This window comes from Rubrivivax sp. JA1026, assembly GCF_011065555.1.
Taxonomy (GTDB): domain Bacteria; phylum Pseudomonadota; class Gammaproteobacteria; order Burkholderiales; family Burkholderiaceae_C; genus Rubrivivax; species Rubrivivax benzoatilyticus.
In genome coordinates this window covers 207639-227227 of sequence record NZ_JAALCQ010000004.1, presented here as the reverse complement: position 1 = coordinate 227227, position 19589 = coordinate 207639, and the positions used below count along the sequence as shown (strand labels likewise).

The 19589-nt window shown below is 69.3% G+C and carries 25 protein-coding genes and 3 pseudogenes; 21 read left to right on the top strand and 7 right to left on the bottom strand.

What is annotated here, in order from left to right; translation table 11 throughout:
• Nucleotides 1-140 precede the first annotated feature (140 nt).
• The 5 genes and pseudogenes from G5B56_RS09375 to G5B56_RS20130 all read left to right on the top strand — a co-directional run.
• The gene (locus tag G5B56_RS09375) at nt 141-572 is read left to right on the top strand and encodes a molybdopterin-binding protein (RefSeq protein ID WP_164963019.1); all 432 of its coding nucleotides are present in this window, start codon (nt 141-143) and stop codon (nt 570-572) included.
• Nucleotides 573-887: 315 nt separating this feature from the next.
• Nucleotides 888-1982, top strand: coding sequence for a 4-hydroxyphenylpyruvate dioxygenase (hppD, locus tag G5B56_RS09370; protein WP_164963018.1), 1095 nt, complete (start codon nt 888-890; stop codon nt 1980-1982).
• 492 nt (nt 1983-2474) lie between these two features.
• Nucleotides 2475-2987, top strand: a complete 513-nt coding sequence (locus G5B56_RS09365; protein WP_138938901.1) for a hypothetical protein — start codon at nt 2475-2477, stop codon at nt 2985-2987.
• Nucleotides 2988-3266: 279 nt separating this feature from the next.
• A complete protein-coding gene (locus tag G5B56_RS09360) occupies nt 3267-3713 on the top strand; it encodes a hypothetical protein (protein ID WP_138938902.1) in 447 nt (148 codons plus the stop codon).
• 175 nt (nt 3714-3888) lie between these two features.
• Nucleotides 3889-4182, top strand: a pseudogene (locus G5B56_RS20130) (flavin reductase family protein); the annotation flags it as partial.
• Here G5B56_RS20130 and G5B56_RS09350 read toward each other — a convergent pair.
• Nucleotides 4150-4494: pseudogene (locus G5B56_RS09350) on the bottom strand (transposase); the annotation flags it as partial. The pseudogenes G5B56_RS20130 and G5B56_RS09350 sit on opposite strands and share 33 nt — an antisense overlap.
• A gap of 611 nt (nt 4495-5105) precedes the next feature.
• Between G5B56_RS09350 and G5B56_RS09345 the strand changes: the two are divergent.
• From G5B56_RS09345 to G5B56_RS09320, 6 genes are all read left to right on the top strand, one after another.
• Nucleotides 5106-5456, top strand: a complete 351-nt coding sequence (locus G5B56_RS09345) for a hypothetical protein (RefSeq protein ID WP_164963017.1) — start codon at nt 5106-5108, stop codon at nt 5454-5456.
• Between the two features lie 143 nt (nt 5457-5599).
• Complete coding sequence (locus G5B56_RS09340; protein ID WP_138938904.1) at nt 5600-6115, top strand: hypothetical protein; 516 nt, start codon at nt 5600-5602, stop codon at nt 6113-6115.
• Between the two features lie 302 nt (nt 6116-6417).
• Nucleotides 6418-6876 carry a tetratricopeptide repeat protein gene (locus G5B56_RS09335; RefSeq protein ID WP_164963016.1) on the top strand — a complete coding sequence of 153 codons (459 nt, stop codon included), beginning with the start codon at nt 6418-6420 and terminating at the stop codon, nt 6874-6876.
• Between the two features lie 160 nt (nt 6877-7036).
• Nucleotides 7037-7897 carry a DUF4261 domain-containing protein gene (locus G5B56_RS09330; protein ID WP_230248360.1) on the top strand — a complete coding sequence of 287 codons (861 nt, stop codon included), beginning with the start codon at nt 7037-7039 and terminating at the stop codon, nt 7895-7897.
• A gap of 41 nt (nt 7898-7938) precedes the next feature.
• Nucleotides 7939-8520: a hypothetical protein gene (locus G5B56_RS09325; RefSeq protein ID WP_164963015.1), complete on the top strand. Its 582-nt coding sequence runs from the start codon at nt 7939-7941 to the stop codon at nt 8518-8520.
• 3 nt (nt 8521-8523) lie between these two features.
• A complete protein-coding gene (locus tag G5B56_RS09320; RefSeq protein WP_164963014.1) occupies nt 8524-9030 on the top strand; it encodes a hypothetical protein in 507 nt (168 codons plus the stop codon).
• Nucleotides 9031-9083: 53 nt separating this feature from the next.
• On the opposite strand, the gene G5B56_RS09315 is transcribed toward G5B56_RS09320, so the two are convergent.
• Complete coding sequence (locus tag G5B56_RS09315) at nt 9084-9848, bottom strand: SDR family oxidoreductase (RefSeq protein ID WP_164963013.1); 765 nt, start codon at nt 9846-9848, stop codon at nt 9084-9086.
• 228 nt (nt 9849-10076) lie between these two features.
• Here G5B56_RS09315 and G5B56_RS09310 point away from each other — a divergent pair, with 228 nt between their 5' ends.
• The 7 genes and pseudogenes from G5B56_RS09310 (at nt 10077) to G5B56_RS20120 (ending at nt 13943) form a co-directional block, all read left to right on the top strand.
• On the top strand, nt 10077-10460 hold the full coding sequence (locus tag G5B56_RS09310; RefSeq protein WP_164963012.1) for a hypothetical protein: 384 nt from the start codon (nt 10077-10079) through the stop codon (nt 10458-10460).
• Nucleotides 10457-11233 carry a hypothetical protein gene (locus tag G5B56_RS09305; protein WP_164963011.1) on the top strand — a complete coding sequence of 259 codons (777 nt, stop codon included), beginning with the start codon at nt 10457-10459 and terminating at the stop codon, nt 11231-11233. Before G5B56_RS09310 ends, G5B56_RS09305 begins: the two co-directional genes overlap by 4 nt.
• Before the next feature lie 88 nt (nt 11234-11321).
• The gene (locus tag G5B56_RS09300; RefSeq protein ID WP_164963010.1) at nt 11322-11927 is read left to right on the top strand and encodes a DJ-1/PfpI family protein; all 606 of its coding nucleotides are present in this window, start codon (nt 11322-11324) and stop codon (nt 11925-11927) included.
• Nucleotides 11928-12068: 141 nt separating this feature from the next.
• The gene (locus G5B56_RS09295; RefSeq protein ID WP_009858418.1) at nt 12069-12389 is read left to right on the top strand and encodes a heavy metal-binding domain-containing protein; all 321 of its coding nucleotides are present in this window, start codon (nt 12069-12071) and stop codon (nt 12387-12389) included.
• A gap of 119 nt (nt 12390-12508) precedes the next feature.
• Complete coding sequence (locus tag G5B56_RS09290; protein WP_164963009.1) at nt 12509-12913, top strand: hypothetical protein; 405 nt, start codon at nt 12509-12511, stop codon at nt 12911-12913.
• A gap of 37 nt (nt 12914-12950) precedes the next feature.
• A pseudogene (gene aac(6') / locus G5B56_RS20125) lies at nt 12951-13391 on the top strand (aminoglycoside 6'-N-acetyltransferase); the annotation flags it as partial.
• A 96-nt stretch (nt 13392-13487) separates the two neighbouring features.
• Nucleotides 13488-13943 (top strand): HAD family hydrolase, encoded by a 456-nt coding sequence (locus G5B56_RS20120; RefSeq protein WP_404947957.1) that lies wholly within the window; start codon nt 13488-13490, stop codon nt 13941-13943.
• 11 nt (nt 13944-13954) lie between these two features.
• Here G5B56_RS20120 and G5B56_RS09280 read toward each other — a convergent pair whose 3' ends face one another.
• Nucleotides 13955-14359, bottom strand: a complete 405-nt coding sequence (locus tag G5B56_RS09280; RefSeq protein WP_164963007.1) for a type II toxin-antitoxin system VapC family toxin — start codon at nt 14357-14359, stop codon at nt 13955-13957.
• A gap of 5 nt (nt 14360-14364) precedes the next feature.
• Entirely contained in the window at nt 14365-14622 is a 258-nt protein-coding gene (locus G5B56_RS09275) for a type II toxin-antitoxin system Phd/YefM family antitoxin (RefSeq protein ID WP_009858422.1), read from the bottom strand.
• A gap of 124 nt (nt 14623-14746) precedes the next feature.
• On the opposite strand from G5B56_RS09275, the gene G5B56_RS09270 reads away from it, so the two are divergent.
• Together G5B56_RS09270 and G5B56_RS09265 are read left to right on the top strand one after the other, a co-directional pair.
• Nucleotides 14747-15709, top strand: a complete 963-nt coding sequence (locus tag G5B56_RS09270; protein ID WP_164963006.1) for a GNAT family N-acetyltransferase — start codon at nt 14747-14749, stop codon at nt 15707-15709.
• A 78-nt stretch (nt 15710-15787) separates the two neighbouring features.
• Complete coding sequence (locus G5B56_RS09265) at nt 15788-16345, top strand: GNAT family N-acetyltransferase (protein WP_164963005.1); 558 nt, start codon at nt 15788-15790, stop codon at nt 16343-16345.
• A gap of 7 nt (nt 16346-16352) precedes the next feature.
• Here the strand turns inward: G5B56_RS09265 and G5B56_RS09260 are convergent, their stop codons facing one another.
• Nucleotides 16353-17135: an enoyl-CoA hydratase/isomerase family protein gene (locus G5B56_RS09260; protein ID WP_164963004.1), complete on the bottom strand. Its 783-nt coding sequence runs from the start codon at nt 17133-17135 to the stop codon at nt 16353-16355.
• A 133-nt stretch (nt 17136-17268) separates the two neighbouring features.
• Nucleotides 17269-17907, bottom strand: a complete 639-nt coding sequence (locus G5B56_RS09255; RefSeq protein ID WP_009858426.1) for an MBL fold metallo-hydrolase — start codon at nt 17905-17907, stop codon at nt 17269-17271.
• Nucleotides 17908-18143: 236 nt separating this feature from the next.
• Between G5B56_RS09255 and G5B56_RS09250 the strand changes: the two genes are divergently transcribed.
• Complete coding sequence (locus tag G5B56_RS09250; protein WP_009858427.1) at nt 18144-18524, top strand: rhodanese-like domain-containing protein; 381 nt, start codon at nt 18144-18146, stop codon at nt 18522-18524.
• Here the strand turns inward: G5B56_RS09250 and G5B56_RS09245 are convergent, their stop codons facing one another.
• Nucleotides 18525-19520 (bottom strand): YeiH family protein, encoded by a 996-nt coding sequence (locus G5B56_RS09245; RefSeq protein WP_240920680.1) that lies wholly within the window; start codon nt 19518-19520, stop codon nt 18525-18527.
• Between the last annotated feature and the right edge of the window lie 69 nt (nt 19521-19589).

The following is a 19589-nucleotide window of genomic DNA, read 5'->3' as shown; positions in this document are numbered from 1 at the left end:
GATGCCGTCGTTATGGTGGCATCGACATAGGCGTGGCCCTTAGAGTGGCTTGCATCGGGCCGACGCTGTCGGGTGCCCGACATTCTATGTAGGCAACACTACAAAAAACCCGTCAGAGCCTGCAACACAAGGGAAGCACGATGAAGATCAGCGCACGCAACGTTCTCCGCGGCACCATCTCGGCGGTCAAGGCCGGTGCCGTCAATGCCGAAGTCCATGTCGATCTGGGGGCGGGCGACCAGCTGACGGCCATCGTCACGCTGGCCAGCTGCACCGACCTGGAGCTGGCCCCGGGCAAGCCGGTGGTGGCGCTGGTCAAGGCGCCCTGGGTCATCGTGATGACCGGCGACAGCGAGCTGAAGCTGTCGGCGCGCAACCAGCTGGCCGGCACCGTCAGCGCCGTCGAGACCGGCGCCGTGAACGCCGAGGTCGTCATCACGCTGCCGGGCGGCGCGCAGATCGCCGCCATCGTCACCAAGGAAGCCGTGAAGGAGCTGGGCCTGGCGCCGGGCGTGGCGGCCACGGCCGTCATCAAGGCGTCCCACGTGGTGCTCGGCGTTCCGAAGGCCTGAGCGCCGCCCCGGCGTTTATCCCGAGGCCGGCGCCCCCGGCCCGGGCTTAGGCTGGCATCCGGCAGGCAAGGCGGCGCGCCGGTGGCGCGCGCCGCGGTTCCCCTGCTACCGCACGATGCCCGCCACCCGCTCCCCCGCCTGTCTCCGTCGCTGCGCGCCCCCGGCGCGCCGGGGTGGCCGTGTGCACGAGCGGGCCGCCGCGCAGGCGATGACCTTCGGCGGCCATCTGGCCGTCTCCGTGCGCGGGATCGCGTGCGCGCCGCCGGGCTGCTGAGCCCCGCCGCACGCTTTCAACCGTTCCCCACGGAGACATCCATGCCCGACCTGTTCCCCAACCCGATGGGGCTGCAGGGCTTCGAGTTCGTCGAGTTCGCCTCGCCGACGCCGAACGTCCTGGAGCCGCTGTTCGAGAAGATGGGCTTCGCGCTCGTCGCCCGCCACCGCAGCAAGGACGTCGTCCTGTACCGCCAGGGCGACATCAACTTCATCGTCAACCGCGAGCCCAAGAGCCTGGCCGGCTACTTTGCCGCCGAGCACGGGCCCTGCGCCTGCGCGCTGGCCTTCCGCGTGCGCGACTCGCACCACGCCTACGCGCGTGCGCTGGAACTGGGCGCGCAACCGATCGACGTGCCCACCGGGCCGATGGAACTGCGCCTGCCGGCCATCCGCGGCATCGGCGGCGCGGCGCTGTACCTGATCGACCGCTTCGAGGACGGCAAGAGCATCTACGACATCGATTTCGAGTTCCTGCCCGGTTATGCCGATCCGGCGGCGCGCCACCCGCAGGGCCACGGTCTGCGCGTCATCGACCACCTGACGCACAACGTCTACCGCGGGCGCATGGCGTTCTGGGGCGGCTTCTACGAGCGGCTGTTCAACTTCCGCGAGATCCGCTACTTCGACATCCAGGGCGAGTACACCGGCCTCACGAGCCGCGCGATGACCGCGCCCGACGGGCTGATCCGCATTCCGCTGAACGAGGAGTCGGGCAAGGGCGGCAGCGGCCAGATCGAGGAGTTCCTGATGAAGTTCAGCGGCGAGGGCATCCAGCACATCGCGCTGCTGACCGACGACCTGGTGGCCACCGTCGACGCGCTGCAGATGGCCGGCGTGCCACTGATGACGGCGCCCAACGACATCTACTACCAGATGCTCGACGAACGCCTGCCCGGCCACGGCCTGCCGGTGCCCCAACTGCAGGCGCGCGGCATCCTGGTCGACGGCTCGACGAAAGACGGCGACAAGCGGCTGCTGCTGCAGATCTTCTCCGAGACGCTGCTCGGGCCGGTGTTCTTCGAGTTCATCGAGCGCCGGCGCGAGGAGGGTTTCGGCGAAGGCAACTTCAAGGCGCTGTTCGAGAGCCTGGAGCGGGATCAGATTCGGCGGGGGGCGTTGAAGGTGGGGGTGTAGGGGCTTCTGCGCTGGTTTCTCGCGTTTGTGGGGCGGCGCTGTTCTGGCGCTGCCTGATTGCCGTCCATCTCTTCGCGTCGGTTCCGGGTTTGGTCCTGGTTGCTCGTCCGCGAACGACTGCGGCGTGCCGCGGCCACCGGGTGGCCGGTTCCGTTCATGTCCCCCGGCCCGGCTGCGCCGGGCCTCCTCCTTTACTTCACTCCACCGGCCACCCGGCGTCCGCGGCAGGGCGGGGTGGGGGTTGTTCGCTCGGGGTGGCGGACCTCCCCCCGAAGGCGGGCGGAGGGCTTGGCGGGGGACGTGGGGCGGCTCAGAATCATCTGTAACCGACGCCGCCTTTGGCGTCATTTTTACGCCTGTGGAACAGGTGGCTCGGCGACGAGAAACTCAAAAGGAAAAGTAGGCCTGAGTCGCGGGTTGGGCTGTTACGCGAGCGTTCAGTGTGATGGGCGGCGTTGGTGTGCCGCATACGTTGGGTTGCAAAAGTAAAACATGAATCGTCTCCGAAAAGTAATTGCCGCCGTGGCGCTGGCAGCATTTTCACTGATATGCGCTGCGGAGGGAGTTCAGCTTGGTTCGCTCAAACTGGATCTGCCTGAAGGCTTCAGCGTACGCAGCGCCAAGCCGCCATTCGAGCTCGCTGGGCCAACGGGAGAGAAGGTTCTCGTCACGGTCATGCGATCAAAGGCAGATACATCTGGGGAGCCCAATCCTGATGAGCAAGCCAAGATGGTCTCGTTTGGCCGTGGCTTTCTGCGCAAGCAGGCAGAGCGAGCCGGAAATCTCGTCGTGCCCTCTGCGAACGAGACCTTGAGTGACGGGAGCATCCTTGTCTATATCGGCTCCGAAACTTCAGGTCTCTTCTCGTCCGGCTACTTCCTGCAGTACATGCTTGTATCCCCAAGCGGCCGGCTTGCCTTCATCACCGTCGAGGGCAAAGGCAATATTGGTGACGATCATGCCCGGTATCTTGCGGTCGTGGGCAAGGCAACTTGGCTGCCGTAGGTGGAGTGCGGTCTAACCGGCCGTTGAAGAACTGATTGCGGGCACGTTCCAGCCTACAAGATGCGGCACCTCGAAGTCATACATCATTCTGGCGCGGCTGCACTGGCGAGAGAACAGGCAGGACTATATGGCTCGATATGCGCGCATAGGGCTGTCGGCCAAAATCTCGTGCGGGCGGATGCTGTATTGTGGTGAGCCTCCGCTCATCGGGTCTCGATAAAAATGCAGTTGCGTCGCTACAAGTGTCCTCATTGCGGCTCGGCGCTGGAGAGAACGGTCGTGCATCCCGCCTGGCTCAGCCTTGAGGAGAAGGGCCCAGAGTTTCAGATGCCATTGTTCCCGGTGATTGGGGCAATCGTTGTTCTTGGGCTTGGCTTCGCGTTTATCCACCCCGCACTGTCCTTGCTTGTCATCTACGTATTCGTCCATTGGCTGTACTGGCGCTATTACAGCTTCCTTCAGTGCAGTTCATGCGGGCGCTTCTACTTTGGCGGGCAGCTTTCCGGAAAGCCGCATGAGACGCTTCCGTGGACCGGAGCTGCGATTCGTCGACTTGCCATCAAAGTCGGCATCGCAGGCAGCATCATCGGCGTCATCTTTACTCCACTCCATATTCTTGAACTCCGATCCATGGGCAACTGCAAGAAGGAGTGTGCTCTCGGGGGTGGTGAAGCAGCTTTGCGAGGGTTTCGGTGCGAGTGCATCCAAGTTCCGGGTCCTCGGTGAGGTCTCGTATCTTTCCAAGGGCCGAGGTGAGCAGCGATGAGATGCGCGGTGGATACGCCGCGCTATATAGGGATTTAACCGCGCGGCTTGCGCGTTTGCCCAAGGCCAACGAAGTCGGCTCCGATATCGGGCCGCAGGGCTACGGCCCCGGCGCTCGTCTGCAAGGAAGGGATGAATGAACGACTTTCCGCTCGCCAAGGCCTTCACGCTGCTGGAGCCGGGGCCGGTCGTTCTGGTCAGCATCAGCGACGGCCGTCGGCACAACGTCTTGACGATCACGTGGACGATGGTGCTGGACTTCACGCCCCGATTCGCCATCACCTCCGGCCCCTGGAATCACTCGTATGCCGCGCTCGAGAAGTCGAGGGAATGTGTGATCGCGGTTCCCACGGTCGACCTGATCGACACGGTTCTGGCCGTCGGAACCTGCTCCGGTTTGGACGTGGACAAGTCGCATCGCCGGGCGCTGCAGCGCTTCGCAGATTGCAGCCGCGTCGGCCGCGTCGTTCTTGCCGCGGCGCCCGCTCATGCGGTAGGGCACGACGAACTTGGGTGCCATCAGTCGCACCGTGTGGCCGAACTCCTGGAAGCGGCGCGCCCAGTGGTGCGCACCCGAACAGGCTTCCATGCCGATGGTGCATGGCGGCAACTTGGCCACCGCTTCGAGCAATTGGTCGCGGCGCACCGCCGGGCGCACCAGCGCAGGCCTGCCGCGCTCGTCGACACCGTGCAGGGCAAACACGTTCTTGGCCAGATCGATGCCGAGAAACAGAATCGTCATGGACATCTCCTTGCGTCAGCCGGGTGGAGGATGAGATTTCGCAACCCCATCGTCGTATCGGGCGGCCGTCCTTGCCTGAGGGATAACCTCGGGCGGGTGGGACGCTATGGGGGTGTCCCTTTCATTCGTTAGGCCTCATGCCAACACACCCGCGCTTGCTACCCATCGCCCCTGTCCGCACCTATGTCTAGGCGCTCGCGCTGGGAACCGAAGCCGCTCTTGGATGAGAACCCCTGGTCCTTGGTGCCAAGCGTTGGGCTCAGCGCAATGGCGGGCTGGCTTATGCAAGTCGGTCTTGTCACAGTAGCCATTCTCGTCCACGTCAGCGTGGAGAGGACTCTGGGGCAATTGGCCTTTGCTTGGTTCTGCTCCGCATGGTCGTTGCGGTACCTGACGCAACGGCTCGGTGGACGGGAGGCGCAATTTGGTGTGTCACGCGTCTCGTCCGAGTCTTCTTTTCAGGAGCGGCTACTTATGGACACCGCCGTGTTGGCGGCGTTTACCATATCCGCCCTGGCTCTGTTCTTCGGCGTCGACGGTTGGCGCATGTTCCTTGCTGCCCTATGAGGCTTAATAAATCCATCGCGGCTCACGTCGAAATTTAGGCGCCAATGACACGCGACGAGGCAATGCAGGCAATTCGAGCATCGGTGGCGCTTGGTAGCGTCACGCCACTATTCGAGCTCGATAGAGACGCTGAGATTGAGCGCCTCACGGCTGACTTGGTTGCGTCTGCCATTGAGCCCGCTGCCGCCACAATTTTGGGCGTCGCACAAAATGATTCCGGCCTTAAGCAGCTCGTCGCACAAGACCCTCCGCTTGTCATCGCGCGCTCCGGCGACAACTGGTTGGGCTATCTCCCTGGTGTCAAGGAGTTCTTCCTGGCCTACGGGCCGCACCCGGGGCGGCTCAATGCGCTTGGTTTCCACTCTTCCGATGCGCTGGCGGAGTGGCGGGGCTAGTGGCAACCTTGGCGTCTAGCGTTTCGCTCAAGTGGGCCACATCAATCGCGAAGCGATTGATGTGGCCGTTTATCTCCAGTGTTAGGATTCGCATGCGACCAATAACCTATTGCACCGCCACCGCAGCACTGCTGTGTGGATGCATGTCGACGAAGCCGATTGATGACCTCGGCTTCGAACGCGTCGCATCGTTGGAGTCGCTCGCCGGTTGCTACGAAAACCGAGCGCATGTCGGAAAGGGCGTCGGCCTCATGTTCTTGAGCTCCATCATTTGGCCCGACTCCAAGCTTCCACACGGTGACATCACGGCGGTGGAGGTGCGGTCGCTCATGGATGACAAGGTTTCTGTCTCGGCACATACCTCAAATGGAGTCATCAAGGAGCAAGTCTTCGCATCGGGCCGAGACTTCACCTTTGAGTCCGGTCAAGTGAGGCTGACTCGTCCATTTGGCTCCGCTGCCAGTGAGTCTGGTAATGTTTTCATAGGCGTCGGAACTCAGACGAAGAAACTGGGGATTGATTCGGATGGGAATGGACGTGCAGTGAGTTCCGCGTCCTTTGCTGGGACAGCCTTTCTGGTCATCCCGATTGCCGGTGGCGTTAGTGATGTGGGCCGCTTCACTCGGAATCGAGCTCTTTGTGTCCAGCACGGGCAGTGACCGAGGCTGTACAAGTCCGCTCCCATGGGAGACCTGACTCCAGGATCGTGATGGACATCTGCTTGCGTCAGCTTTCACATATCAACCCTTGGTCCGCCATGCGTCGCTCACTATTCGCGCTCGTCCTCTGCTCTGTCGGTGTCGCAAGTGCGCAGCCCGCTGACTGCCGGCACGGGTTGGAGGCCCTTCAAGCGAACCGGCCAGCGGAGGCAATTGATCCGCTCTCGCAATGCCTAAAGCAACAGTTGCCCGCTCGGGCGAGAGCCTTCGTGCTGCAGGCTCGAGCGAATGCGTATGCGGACATGAAAGAGTGGGCCCTTGCCGCTGAGGATCAGCGCCAATCCACCTTCGAAGAGAAACCCAAGGATGCGTGGCCGCACATCATGCTTGGGGCATACCTCAGGGAGGCCGGGAGGCTCGACGAGTCGCTCGAGGCGCTGCGAGCGGCGATGCAGTTCGACGAGGATGGTCCAGGATCCGGGCCCGGGATGGCGGTGCACTATCACACCGCCAGGACCCTGCATGAGATGGGGCGATACAGCGACGCGATTGAGGCCATGACCAGCGGGATACCAAAGCAGCCCGACTACGGCTACGCCCTATACCAGCGTGCGCTGTCGTATGAGGCTCTCGGCGACAGAGTACAGGCAAAACGCGACTTCTTTCGTGCGGCGGAGTTGGTGCCCAAAGAAGGCTATGAACCAAAAGTTGCTGCCAAGCTAAACGAGTATGGTTTCACTGTGAAGGTCAGCCTTGAGTGATGTCGCGTGCCTTTCAAAAATGGCGTGGTCCGCAGTGATGTGCGAAATGGATTCCGGCTTTTGAGCCAAGCTCGATGATGGTCCATCGAGGTCCCGGGGAACCGGGGCCAGTGCGCACTGTCTGCGGGAACAATCGAACGTCGCGAAACAGCATCAGTCGTTGAGCCACACCGTCATGCCCATCCGCACCCTCGCCCTGCTGCTCTGCCTGCTGTTCACGCTCCTCCCGGCCCGCGCGGCGGAGACCAGCAAGGCCGACGTGCTGTCCTTCGTGCTGCTGTCGGAGCCCAGGCTGCCCGAGGCGAAGGCGTTCCGCGCCCAGGTCGAGAAGCGTCTGGCCGGGCGTCTGGCGATCACCGGCATGGAGGCCGATGGGCGCGACGTCATCCTGCTGCGTGTGGCCGGCGGCACCGTCATGGTCGGCCTGATCGACGCGCCGCTGCCCAAGGGCCAGATCGACGATCTGTGTGCTGCCGCCTGGTATTGGCGCCAGGCGTGCCAAGCCACGGCCGGTCACCGGGCTCACGTGGCCGTCAGCGTTCTCGGCACGGGCCTCGACAAGCTCGACGCGTCGCTGCTGCTCACCGACGTGGTCGCCTCGCTGATGGACGGCAACGCGATCGCGAGCTACTGGGGCGCGAGCCTCCAGTCGCGCGACGCCTTCCTGCGCCAAAGCGCCGCCACCAACCGCGACCAGCCGCCGGCATGGCTGTGGATCAACTTCCGGGTCAGCCGTGATGCCGAGCGCGGGTTCTCGGTGTCGACCCAGGGCATGGAGCAGTTCGACCTGCGCGAGATCGAGGCCAAGGACGTCAACCGCCCCGGCCTGGAAGTGTTCGTGCTCCTGCAGGGCATGGCGCAGTACTTGATCTCCAAGGGCCCCGTCATCCAGGACGGCGAGACCATCGGTGATTCGCCCGCCCTCGGCATCCGCGTTCACCAAGGCCCGTCCTATTGGCGTGACGGCGTGACCGTCTATCGGGTGACGTGGCCCCAGGCGGCGGGTGCGGGGGTGCGGTGAGAGTCCATTCCGCCTGTTCCTCATCCCACCAGCGCCCCGCCATGACCCGCCTGCTCCTCGCACTCGTCGTTCTCGTGGCCGGCTGCCAGACCGCGCCACCGGAGGCGACGGCGCTGTCGTTCGCCTTCGTCGATGCTCGCAGCCAACTGCGGCTGGTCACGACGCAAGAGCAGGACTCGCTCGGCACCACGGTCTTCTTCGGTGACGACGCGTTCACGCGGCCGCCGTCGGTGCTGGTCGGCAACTGGCTGCAGGACCGTGCCGGCACCGCGTTGGCCGGCAAGAGGGTCGAACTGAAGGAGCTCAAGGTCCAGGTGTTCCAGCCGGCGGCGGGCAACAGCAGTCTCGCCTCGGGCCCGGCGCCGTTGCCGATGCCGGTGGACGCCGCCGGCTCCGGCAGGTCGGCCGTCGTCGGCAGCCTGCTGGCGCCGGTCGTCATCGACTACATCGCGCGGCGCTCGCGGTCCTCGCTCGTCTCGGCCAGGATCGAAGCGACGGTCGACGGCGTGCCGGTCGTCGGGCTGTCCCGTCAAAGCCTCACCGGCCACATCGCCGGAGACGACATCCACCAGGTGCTCTTCGAGGCCCTCGACGACCTGTCGCGTGACGCCGGGCGTCTTTGAGGCATGACGCAACGCCCGCTCTCGCGCCGCCATTGGCTGCTGCTCTGTTCCGCCGCACTGGCGTCCTGCGCCACCGAGTTCAAGCCCCACGTGCCGCCGGTCGACCTGCCGCTGCAGGACGCGCCGCCGGGGCAGGCCCTCGTCTACCTGCTGCGTGCGCCGCACGACTCGAAGCTCGTCCGGGTGGTCGAGGGCGATCGCCATCTGGCGACGCTGGACTCGGGTACCTGCACGGTCATCAGCCTGCCGCCCGGCCACCATCTGTTGCGCACCGTCGCCGGCCTGCCGGTGTTCGGGGAGATGGCCCCGCCGCTGGCCGTCAAGCTGGCGCCAGGCTCGCGCCGCTTCTTCGCCCTGTCCGGTGCGTCGACCCGCTTCGTCCTCGGCTTGCCGCTGCCGGAACTGGAAACGGCGCCGGGCAGCCGCCGCTGGACGGAGGTCACCGAACTCGACGCCCAGGGCCTGATGTCGATCGGCCGGCTGGTGATGCCCGAGGCCGGCGCGCTGTGAGCTCCCGCACGTCGGATCGTGGGCGTTGAACCGGCAGGAAGCTCCGGCTGCACCTACGTCCGGTTGATCGAAACCCCGCCGTCCACCAGCATCGCCGCCCCGGTCATGAACGACGACGCTTCGGAGGCCAGGAACAGCGCGCTCTGCGCCAGTTCCTCCGGGCTGGCCAGTCGTTTCAGCGCATGGAGGTCGGCGACCCGGCGCCGTTGCTCGGGTGTCGAACTCATCTGCCGCCCCATCGCGGTGTCGGTGCCGCCCGGGAGCAGCGCGTTGACGCGGATGCCGACCGGGCCGAGTTCTGCGGCCAGCGCCTGGGTCAGCCCGACGATGCCCGCCTTGCTGGCGGCATAAGCGGCAACGCCCGGGAAGCCGACGGTGTGGCCGACGAAGGTCGACGTGAAGACGATGCTGCCGGCGCCACGTTTCTTCATCGCGCGGATCTGGTGCTTGGCGCCGAAGAACGCGCCCGTCAGGTTGGTGTCGAGGGTCTGGCGCCAGCCCTCTGCCGAGACGGTGTCGCTCGGCCCCATCTCGCCCAGCGTGCCGGCGTTGTTGAAGGCGATGTCCAGACCGCCGAAACGCTCCTCCGCCAGGGCGACCAGGCTTTCCGCGAAGCCTTCGTCACTCGCGTCGCCGGCGAGATACTCGGCGCGTCCGCCGCGGCTGCTGATTTCCTTCGCCACCCAGTCCAATTCGTGGCGGCGCCGTGCCCCCAGGACGACGGCCGCCCCGCAGGATGCGAACAACAACGCCGTCGCGCGCCCGATCCCGGAACTGGCGCCCACGACGATCGCCACCTTGCCGTTCAAGTCATGCATCGGTCTGCTCCTGCAAAAAGTGGCTTGCAGTCTGGTCGTGGCTCGACGCGGCGTCGCGTCGGAATCGGACATGCAATTCGCCCTGAACCGCTTGCTGCTCGCCGGCCTCGCCTCACTGGCGGCTGCGCACGCAGGTGCCCGTCGGCGACCTCGCCGTGCGGTCGCCCAAATCACATCCGCTCCACGATGGCTTCAGCTGTCGCCTGGTGGCTGCCCCGGCACCACACCATGACCGCGCTCACCTCGGCCCGTGGCCCCCTCGGCCAGCAGGCTCGCACCGTCGCCTTGCTGCTCCTGGCGGTGTTGGCCGTTGCCGGCTGTGTCACCGACCCGTCTCGCCGGCCGGTGCCCGAGACGGTGACTGTCGACCCGGACAACCCGAAGCGGGTGCGGTTCGTGGTGCATGGCGACCCTGGCTTGAAGAAGTACCCCGAGATCCAGGCGCTGCCACTTGCGGCCAGCGAGCGAATCCGCGAAGGCATGCGCCGCCATGCGGCGGATCTTCTGGTGGAGCGCGGCTTGTGCCCGCACGGTTTCACGGGCCCCGACATCGTCCGGGCCTACGAGTACGCACGGCTGACCAGCCATTTCTTCGTGGAGTGCACGGAATGAACCGCGAGGGCTCCCCGCATCCGCACCCTGCCGGCGCCCCGCACTCGCGAGGGCGGCCGTGGCCTTGGGGCGCGCTGCTGCTTGCTGTGCTGTTGCAAGGCTGCGCCAACTGCCACGACGCGCGCGTGCTGCGCGTGGAACCGGTCGGCACGGTGTCGCCTGCCGTGACGGCCCTGCAGCCGCAGCCCTACTTCCTGAACCTGCAACTCGAGCCCGAAGCGGAGATCCATCTCTCCCGGTGCCCTGGAGAGCCCTTCGGAACCCTTTGCATGACCGTTCTGGCGCCCGAGGGGCGGCGGCTGCAACTGGAGCGTGCCGAGCTGCCCTATGTCTCCGAGGCCGCGCCCGGTCAGGCTGGAACGCTGGCGTTGTCGGAGGCCTCGTACCAGGTCTTCTGCCTCGACAAGGCCAACGGCGAGCGCCGCTGCAGCTCGTCCGAAGACATGCCGACGGCGGGTGCTTCCCGGGTCCGGCTGTACGGCATGGCCTACATCGGCGGCGAGCACTTTGAGGTCTTCAAGTACTCCTTCGCGCCCACGTCACCGTTCGTGGGTGCGGCCGACAGGAGCGGGCCTGACTTCCTGCGCCTGTTCGTCAAGACCGAGAACTGGCGGCAGCACGTCTTCGTCATCGTCGGCGAGCCGTTCGCCGTGGCCGATCCCCTCGTGCTCTCGCTTCCCGGCCTCCGCATCGACGACCGCCTGATCCCGTTGCCGCGTGTGCGCGTCGCGGCTTCGACCGAGCAGGTCTGCAGCGTGCGCCAACTGATGTGATCGCCCGGTCATCCGCCGATCGGCCCGCCGGTGATGCCCGAGCCCGGCGCGCCGTGAGCCCCGGCTCCTCAACCCTGGAGTCCTGACGATGCACGTCGCCGTCCTGCTCTACCCAGGCTGCATCTTCTTCGAGATCGCCCTGGCCGCCGAGACGCTGGCCGGGCGCTGCACGCTGAGCTACTACACGCCGGACGGCGAACCGCACCGCGCGTCGAACGGCGCCACGCTCGTGCCGGCGGGCGGCCTGTCGGCCTTGAAGTCGGCCTCGCTGCAGGCCGTGCTGGTGCCGGGCGGCGACCCGCGCTCGCTGATGCTGCCGGTGCCGCGCGCCAGCGAGGCCTTGCGTGCGCAGGCCGCCGCCGGTGCGCTCGTCGCCGGCATCTGCGCCGGCAACCTGGTGATGGCCGGCGCCGGGCTGCTGGTCGGGCGCCGCGGCACGCACAACTACACCGCCGAACACGCGCCGCCCGAGAAGGTCGCCGCGACGCGCCACTTCTGGGATGGCATGCAGTTCGTGCGTGCCGACCTCGTGCAGGACGGCCGGCTGATCACCGCCCAGCCCTGGGCCTACCGCCAATACGCGGCCGCGGTGGCGCGCACGCTGGGCGTGCTGGACGAGCGGGAGGCCCGGGACCTGGAGACCTACGTCACGCGCCGCTCCTGCGGCGACGGCCCCGGCCCGGCCGAGGCTTGAGGCCGACGCGCCTGCCGCCAGGCCCCGCGATGCTCGGCCGCCCGGATGAACCCGTGCGGCCAGGGCGCTTGGACGCCCGGGGGGCGCCGTCTTAGCCTCCGGGCGCCGGCCGCTTCTCCGGCCGGCCCCTCAGGAGCCCGCATGATCGTCACCACCACCCCCAGCGTCGAAGGCCGCAAGATCAGCCGCTACTGCGGCATCGTCACCGGCGAAGCCATCCTCGGCGCCAACGTCTTCAAGGACTTGTTCGCTGGCATCCGCGACATCGTCGGCGGGCGCTCGGCCACCTACGAACGCGAGCTGCAGCGCGCCCGCGACATCGCGCTGGCCGAGCTGGAGGAGCGCGCCCGCGCCGCCGGCGCCAACGCCGTCGTCGGCATCGACCTCGACTACGAGGTGCTGGGCCAGGGCAACGGCATGCTGATGGTCTCGGCCAGCGGCACGGCGGTGGTGCTGGAGTAGCCGCAGCCACGTCCGCGGGCTGCCTGCCGTGCCGGCGGCGCGGCGTCAGCGGCCCCGGCGCGGCAGGCCGCGGCGACAATGAAGCGCCACTCCCCGCCCTGACCGCCGGAGGCCCCCCGATGCAGCGCTACGACCCCGACTTCGCCCCCGACCCCGCGCATTGGCTCGAACTGGACGAAGGCGCGCGCATCGAGCTGGCCGAGCAGCACCACCGCAAGGCCGGCATCCCGCTGCCCAACGTGCGCGCGCACGCGGTGTTCCACGCGATCGTCGAGAACCAGGTGGCGCTCGGCGTGCCCGCGGTCGTCGACGCCGTCTCGCGGCTCGTCGGCCAGGGGCTGGGCCGCCACGAGGCGGTGCACGCCGTCTGTTCGGCGCTGGCCGAGCATTTCTTCGAGCTGATGCAAAGCCGCGGCGGCCAGCTCGCCGCCGCGTCGCAGGCGCGTTACGAGGCCGCGCTGGCGCGTCTGGACGCCGACGAGTGGCGGCTGCGCCAGGGCCTGCCGGGCTCGCCCGCGCGCTGACAGCCGTCCGGCGCGCCGCCGCCCACATCCATCGCCGATGAAGATCGACCCCGTCACCACCTTGCCTGCCCCCGCCTGGCTGCAACTGCGCCAGGCCTTGTGGCCCGACGCCGACGCGGCCGGGCACCTGCACGAGATGCAGTCGCAGCTGGCCGAACCGGAGCGCTACGCGCAGTTCCTGGCCCGTGACGACGACGGCGCCGCGCTCGGCCTGGCCGAAGCCTCGATCCGGCGCGACTACGTCAACGGCACCGACACGAGCCCGGTCGGCTTCCTCGAGGGCCTGTACGTCGTGCCCGAGGCGCGCCGGCAGGGCGTCTCGCGTGCGCTGGTCGGCGCTGTCGCCGCCTGGGCGCGCAGCCGCGGCTGTGCCGAGCTGGCGTCGGACACGGCGCTCGACAACCTCGCCAGCCAGGCGCTGCACGAGCGCCTGGGGTTCGAGGAGACCGAGCGTGTGGTCTTCTACCGCCGCTCGCTGGCCGGGCTGCCGGCCGTGGCGGCCGTCGCGGGCGACGAGGCGCCCAACCCGCTGCACGAGGTGCAGGCCGTGTGTTTCGACTGGGGCGGCACGCTGATGTCGGAGCAGGGCCCCGAAGACACGCCGATGGGGCTGTGGCCGCAGGTGCAGGCGCTGGCCGGCGCCGCCGAGGCGCTGGCGCTGCTGGCCGGGCGGCTGCCGCTGGCCATCGCCACCAACGCCACGGTCTCGCGCCGGCCGATGATCGAGCTGGCGCTGCGCCGCGTCGGCCTCGGACGCCACTTCGCCGACGTCTTCTGCTTCACCGAACTCGGCCACCGCAAGAACGAGCCCGAGTTCTGGGAGGCCGTCGAACGCCGCCTGGGCGTGCCGCGCTCGCGCATCGCGATGGTCGGCGACTCGCTGGAGCACGACGTGCGGGCGCCGCGGCGCTTCGGCGTGCAGGCGGTGTGGCTGAACCCGGCCGGCGCCGCGCCGTCCGACGGCGACGACGACGTGCCGGTCGTCGCCGACCTGCCGGCGTTCGCGCGCTGGGTGATCCGGGCGTCCTGAGCGGCGGCGGGCTAGCGTGCGAACGGGTTGAGCACCGGCACGCCGAGCGCGTCGAAGTCGGCGACGTTGCGTGTCGCCACCGTCAGGCCGTGCACCTGGGCGGTCGACGCGATCATCGCGTCTTCGTACAGCGTGTTCGAGCGCCGGTGCATCAGCCGCGCCCAGGCGCGGAAGGTCCTGGCGTCCATCGGCAGCACCTGGAACGAGGCCGCGATCATCTCCAGCCAGGCCTCGATCTCCGCGGCCTTGGCGGCGTCCTGCTCGCGCGTCAGCTCGATGCCGGCCTGGATCTGGCCGATCGTCACCGCCGACAGATGCACCTGGGCTTCGTCCAGCCCGCGCAGCCAGGCCAGCACGGCGCCGTGCGGCCTGGGCTTGCGCAACTCCGAGACGACGTTGGTGTCGAGCAGGTACATCGCCGTCAGCGCGCGGCGCTCGGCGTGCGGCGGCGGGCTGCCCCGCGGCTGGGCAGCAGCAGATCGCCGCGTGCCTCGTCGCACAGCAGCAGCTCCTTCAAGGACGGGCGCGCGCCCGCCTGCAGCCGCCGCCATTCCTGCACCGGCACCAGCACCGCCGCTTCGGCACCGCGTTTGGTCACCATCTGCGGGCCTTCGGCCAGGCAGGTTTCGAGGAACTCGCTGAAGCGTGCCTTGGCGTCCTGGACAGGCCAGTGCTTCATGGTCGACTCCTTCAAACCAGTGTGCTGACCAGTTTAGCGGCTGTGGCAAGCTTCAATGACTCACCTGTCGCCGCCCCTGCACCGCTCGATTTCTCCCCGCCCCATCGCGGGCAAGACCGGGTTGATGACGCTGCTCGAACAACTGGCCTCCGGCGCGATCACGCTGCGCCCCGCCGTGCTCGCCGACGCGCCGGCCGTCTACGACGCCCACCGCGACTCGGTGCTGCATCTCTGTGCCGAGGCCTACACGCCGGCGCAGATGGCGGCCTGGTTCGAGGGCCGCAGCGCCGCCATCCACCACCCGGGCATCGAGGCCGGCCGGATGACGCTGGCCGAGCGTGACGGCCGCGTGCTCGGCTTCTGCGCCGCCGTGCCGGGCGAGGTGACGCTGCTCTTCGTGCGCCCCGAGGCCGCCGGCAGCGGCCTGGGCGGGCATCTGCTGCACGTCGCGGTGCTGCGCGCCCGGCAAGGCCACGACGGGCCGGTGACGGTGGTGGCGACACGCAACTCGCGCCGCTTCTACGAGCACCACGGCTTCGCCGCCGTCGAGGACGGCTTCTTCGTGCGCGGCGCGGCCGAGACGCGCTTCGAGGTCGTCGTCATGCGCGGCGGCCCGGCCGTGCCGCAGATCGTGCCGCTGGCCGAACGGCCCGACCTGATGCCGCTGATCCGCCGCCGCTTCGAGGCCGAGTGGCCGGCCTGGTACGGCCCCGGCGCGCCGGGCGACGCGCTGCACGATCTGCAGCACTACGCCCGCCACGACGCGCTGCCGCTGGGCCTGGTGGCCCGGCTCGACGGCCATCCCTGCGGCTTCATGGCGCTCAAGCGTGAAGGGCTGGCTTCGCTGCCGGAACTCGGGCCGTGGGTCGGCGCGGCGGTCGTGCACCCGGGCCTGCGCCGTCTGGGCATCGGCCGCGCGCTGCTGCTCGAGCTGCAGCGTCGCGCCGCGGCACTGGGCGAGACGCGGCTGTACTGCGCCACCGCGTCGGCCGCCTCGCTGCTGCAGCGCTGCGGCTGGCGCCGGCTGCGGTGCGTCGAGCACGGCGGCGAGACGCTGGAGCTGTACGACAAGCCGCTGGGCGGCTGATCCCCGGGTCGTGCGCCCCGCGCTTTCGCGCGGCCGGTCCTGCGGCTAGGCTGCGGCCGACTCCGCCGGAGTGTCCCGATGCCATCCAACCAGTTGCCCGAACAGCTCGAGACCGAGCGCCTGCTGATCCGCGTGCCGCGCCCCGGCGACGGGCCGGTGTTCAACGTGGCGGTGCACGAGTCGCTGCCGCAGCTCGCGCCCTGGCTGGGCTGGGTGACGCCGCCGCCGACGCCGGCGCAGTCCGAGGCCAGCTGCCGCCGCTTCCACGCCCGCTGGCTGCTCAACGAGAGCCTGGTGGTGTTCTTCTTCCTGAAGTCCTCGGGCCGCCTCGTCGGCGGCAGCGGCCTGCACGACGCCGACTGGACGCTGCGCCGCTTCGAGATCGGCTACTGGTGCCGCGCCGGCCACGAGGGCCGGGGCCTGATGACCGAAGGCGTGCGCGCGCTGGCCGAGCACGCCCTGGGCGAACTGGCCGCCAACCGTGTCTTCATCACCTGCGACGAACGCAACGTGCGCAGTTGGAAGCTGGCCGAACGCGCCGGCTTCCGCCACGAAGGCACGCTGGTCAACGAACGGCTGGACCTGCAGGGGCGCTTGCGCACGACGCGCATCTACGCGCGCACGCCGCCGCCCTGATGAGCCCTCAGGCGCCGCGCTTGCGCGCCTTGAAGCGATCCACCGCGGCCCAGTGGTCCTCGTGCACCCAGGCCTGCACGAAGTGGCGCTGCTCGATCTCGCGCCGTTCGCGGTAGGGCTCGCCCCGGCGCAGCGCGCGCGTCTGCTCGACGGCGCCGGTCAGCGCGGCGCGCGTCTGGCGCAGGATCGGGGCGATGAACTCGTCCACCGCCGCCGGCATCGCCGCGGCGTCGGGCACGACGAGGTCGGCCAGGCCCCAGGCCAGCGCGGTCTGCGCCGGCACCAGCTCGCAGCGCGACATCATGCGCAGCGCGCGCGCCGGGCCCACCAGCGAGGCCAGGTCCGGCCCGCCGCCCCAGGCCGAGGTGATGGCCAGCCGGCCGTGGATGAAGCCGATGTGCGTGCCTTCGCGCATCAGGCGGAAGTCGCAGGCCACGGCCAGCTCGCTGCCGCCGCCGATGGCGTCGCCGTTGAGCACCGCGACCACCGGCACCGGGCAGTCGCGCACCGTGTCCAGCACGGTGCGGCCGCGGTCGGACATCAGCCGCGCGTCGTCTTCGCTGCGCACGGCCTCCAGTTCCAGCACGTCGCCGCCGGCGGCGAAGTAGCGCTCGCCGGCGCCGGTGACGATCACGCAGCGCAGCGCGGGGTCGTGCGCGTGCTGCAGCAGCGCCTCGCGCAGCGCGGTCAGCACCGCCATCGACAGCGGGTTGTGGCGCTCCGGCCGGTCGACGGTCAGGCGCAGGATCGCGCCGTCGCGCTCGACCCGCAGCGGGTTGGGTTCGGCCATCGTCAGGGTTCTCCGGGTGACGGCCGTCCGCACGACGGCCGGGAGCGCCGGATTGTCCTCCCGCGGCCGGCCCGTGCCGGGCGCCCGGCGCGAGCCCTGCAACCGGCCGGGCGGGCCCCGGCGGTGCGGCGGCTCAGGTGCCGCGCACGTAGGGGTTGTGGCGCCGTTCGTCGCCGAACGTGCTCTCCGGCCCGTGGCCGGGCACGAAGACGGTGTCGTCGCCCATCGGCCACAGGCGCTGCACGATGCTGTCGATCAGCGTCGCGTGGTCGCCGCCGGGGAAGTCGGTGCGGCCGATGCTGCCGGCGAACAGCACGTCGCCGACGAAGGCACGTTTCGCCTCGGCGCTGTGGAAGACGACGTGGCCCGGCGTGTGCCCGGGGCAGTGGCGCACGGCCAGCGCCGAGCGGCCGACGGCGACGGTGTCGCCGTCCTTCAGCCAGCGTGCCGGCACGAAGGGCTCGGCGGCCGGGAAACCGAACATCGCCGCCTGCTGCGCGAGGCCGTCGATCCAGAAGCGGTCGCCTTCGTGCGGGCCGACGATCGGCAGCGACAGCTCGCGCGCCAGACGGCCGGCGCCGCCGGCGTGGTCGATGTGGGCGTGCGTCAGCAGGATCAGCCGCGGCACGACGTCCAGACGCTGCAGCGCCGCCAGGATCGCCGGCACGTCCCCGCCCGGGTCCAGCACCGCGGCTTCGCGCGTCTCGTCGCACCAGAGGATGCTGCAGTTCTGCTGGAAAGGGGTGACGGGGACGGTGCGGTACTGGAGCATCGGGCGGGCAATGGGGCGGATTCTCTGGCCGCGATTTTGTCCGCTGTCGCCGGCGGCACGCGCGGCCGCAGCGCACCGCGGCCGGGCAGTCGTGCTGCATTTCGCCGATCTGGCAGGGGCGGGCCCGGCGTTCCCGCGTGCCGCTGCAGGCCGGCCCGGGCCGGGCCGGCGCAAGGCGTCGCATACCGCGGCCGGTATAGTCGTCGTCCTTCCCACCCGTCGCCCGAGGACTCCCGATGAAGACCGCCCACGACCTCGTCGTCGCCGCCAAGGCGCGCATCCGCGAACTGCCGCCGGACCAGGCCGAGGCCGCCGTCGCGCAGGCCGACGTGCTGCTCGACGTGCGCGAGGCCGACGAGTACGCCGCCGGCCATCTGCCCGGGGCGCTGCACGTCTCGCGCGGCATGCTGGAGTTCAAGCTGAGCGCCACGCCGGCGCTGGCCGAGCGCGGCCAGAAGGTCGTGCTGTACTGCAAGAGCAGCGGCCGCGCGGCGCTGGCCGCGGTGGCGCTGCAGGAGATGGGCTACACCGACGTCGTGTCGATCGCCGGCGGTTACGACGCCTGGGTCGCGGCCGGCAAGCCGGTCGTGCGGCCCGAGGCGCCGGCCTTCGACTGATCAGCCGGCCAGCGCCGGCACGGCGAGGTTGATCGCCAGCCCGCCGACCGCCAGCCAGACCAGCAGCAGCGCCGCCAGCGCCAGCGGCCGCGTGCCGGCGCGGCGCAGCGCCGAGACGTGCGTCGTCAGCCCCAGCGCGGCCATCGCCGTGGCCAGCAGCGCGGCGTCGATCACGAGCAGCGCGTCCACCAGCGCCGGCGGCAGCGCCAGCAGCGGGTGCAGCAGCACGACGGCGACGAAGCCGAGCGCGAACCAGGGCACGGTGATGCGCCCCGTGCCGCCATCGCCGCGGCGCGTGTCCCAGGCCGACAGCAGCAGCAGGAAGGGCGCGAGCAGCATCACACGCGCCAGCTTGGCCACCACTGCGGCGTCGGCCGCGCTCTCGCCCGCCGGCCGCGCCGCGGCGACGACCTGCGCCACCTCGTGCAGCGTCGAGCCGACGTAGAGCCCGAAGCCCGCCGCGTCCAGCCCCAGCAGCGGGTAGGCCAGCGGGTAGGCGAACATCGCCAGCGTGCCGAAGACGACCACGGTGGACACCGCCACCGCCACCTCGTCGGCGCGGCCGCGCAGCACCGGCGCGCAGGCCATCACCGCGGCGGCGCCGCAGATCGAGCTGCCGGCGCCGATCAGCACCGTCGTGCGGTGGTCCAGGCCGAAGACGCGCCGCCCGAGCGTGTAGGCCAGCACGAAGGTCGTGCCGACCATCAGCAGATCGATCACCAGCCCGCTGGCGCCCAGCGCGCCCAGGTCGGCCAGCCCCAGCCGCAGCCCGTAGAGCACGATGCCCCAGCGCAGCAGGCGCTGCTTCGCGAACTCGATGCCCGGCCCGGTGGCCGCATGCCGTGCCGCCGGCATGTGACCGACGGCGATGCCGAGCACGATGGCCAGCGTCAGCGCACCCAGGCCGTGGGCCGCGAAGCCCGGCACGGCGGCCAGCGCCGTGGCCGCGGCGGCGATGGCGCCGGCCAGCGCCAGCCCGGGCAGCCGCGCGCTCATCGAAGAGGAGGGGAGGGCAAACGACAAGGCGCGCATCGTGCGCCGCGCCGAACGATCTGAAAAACGAGT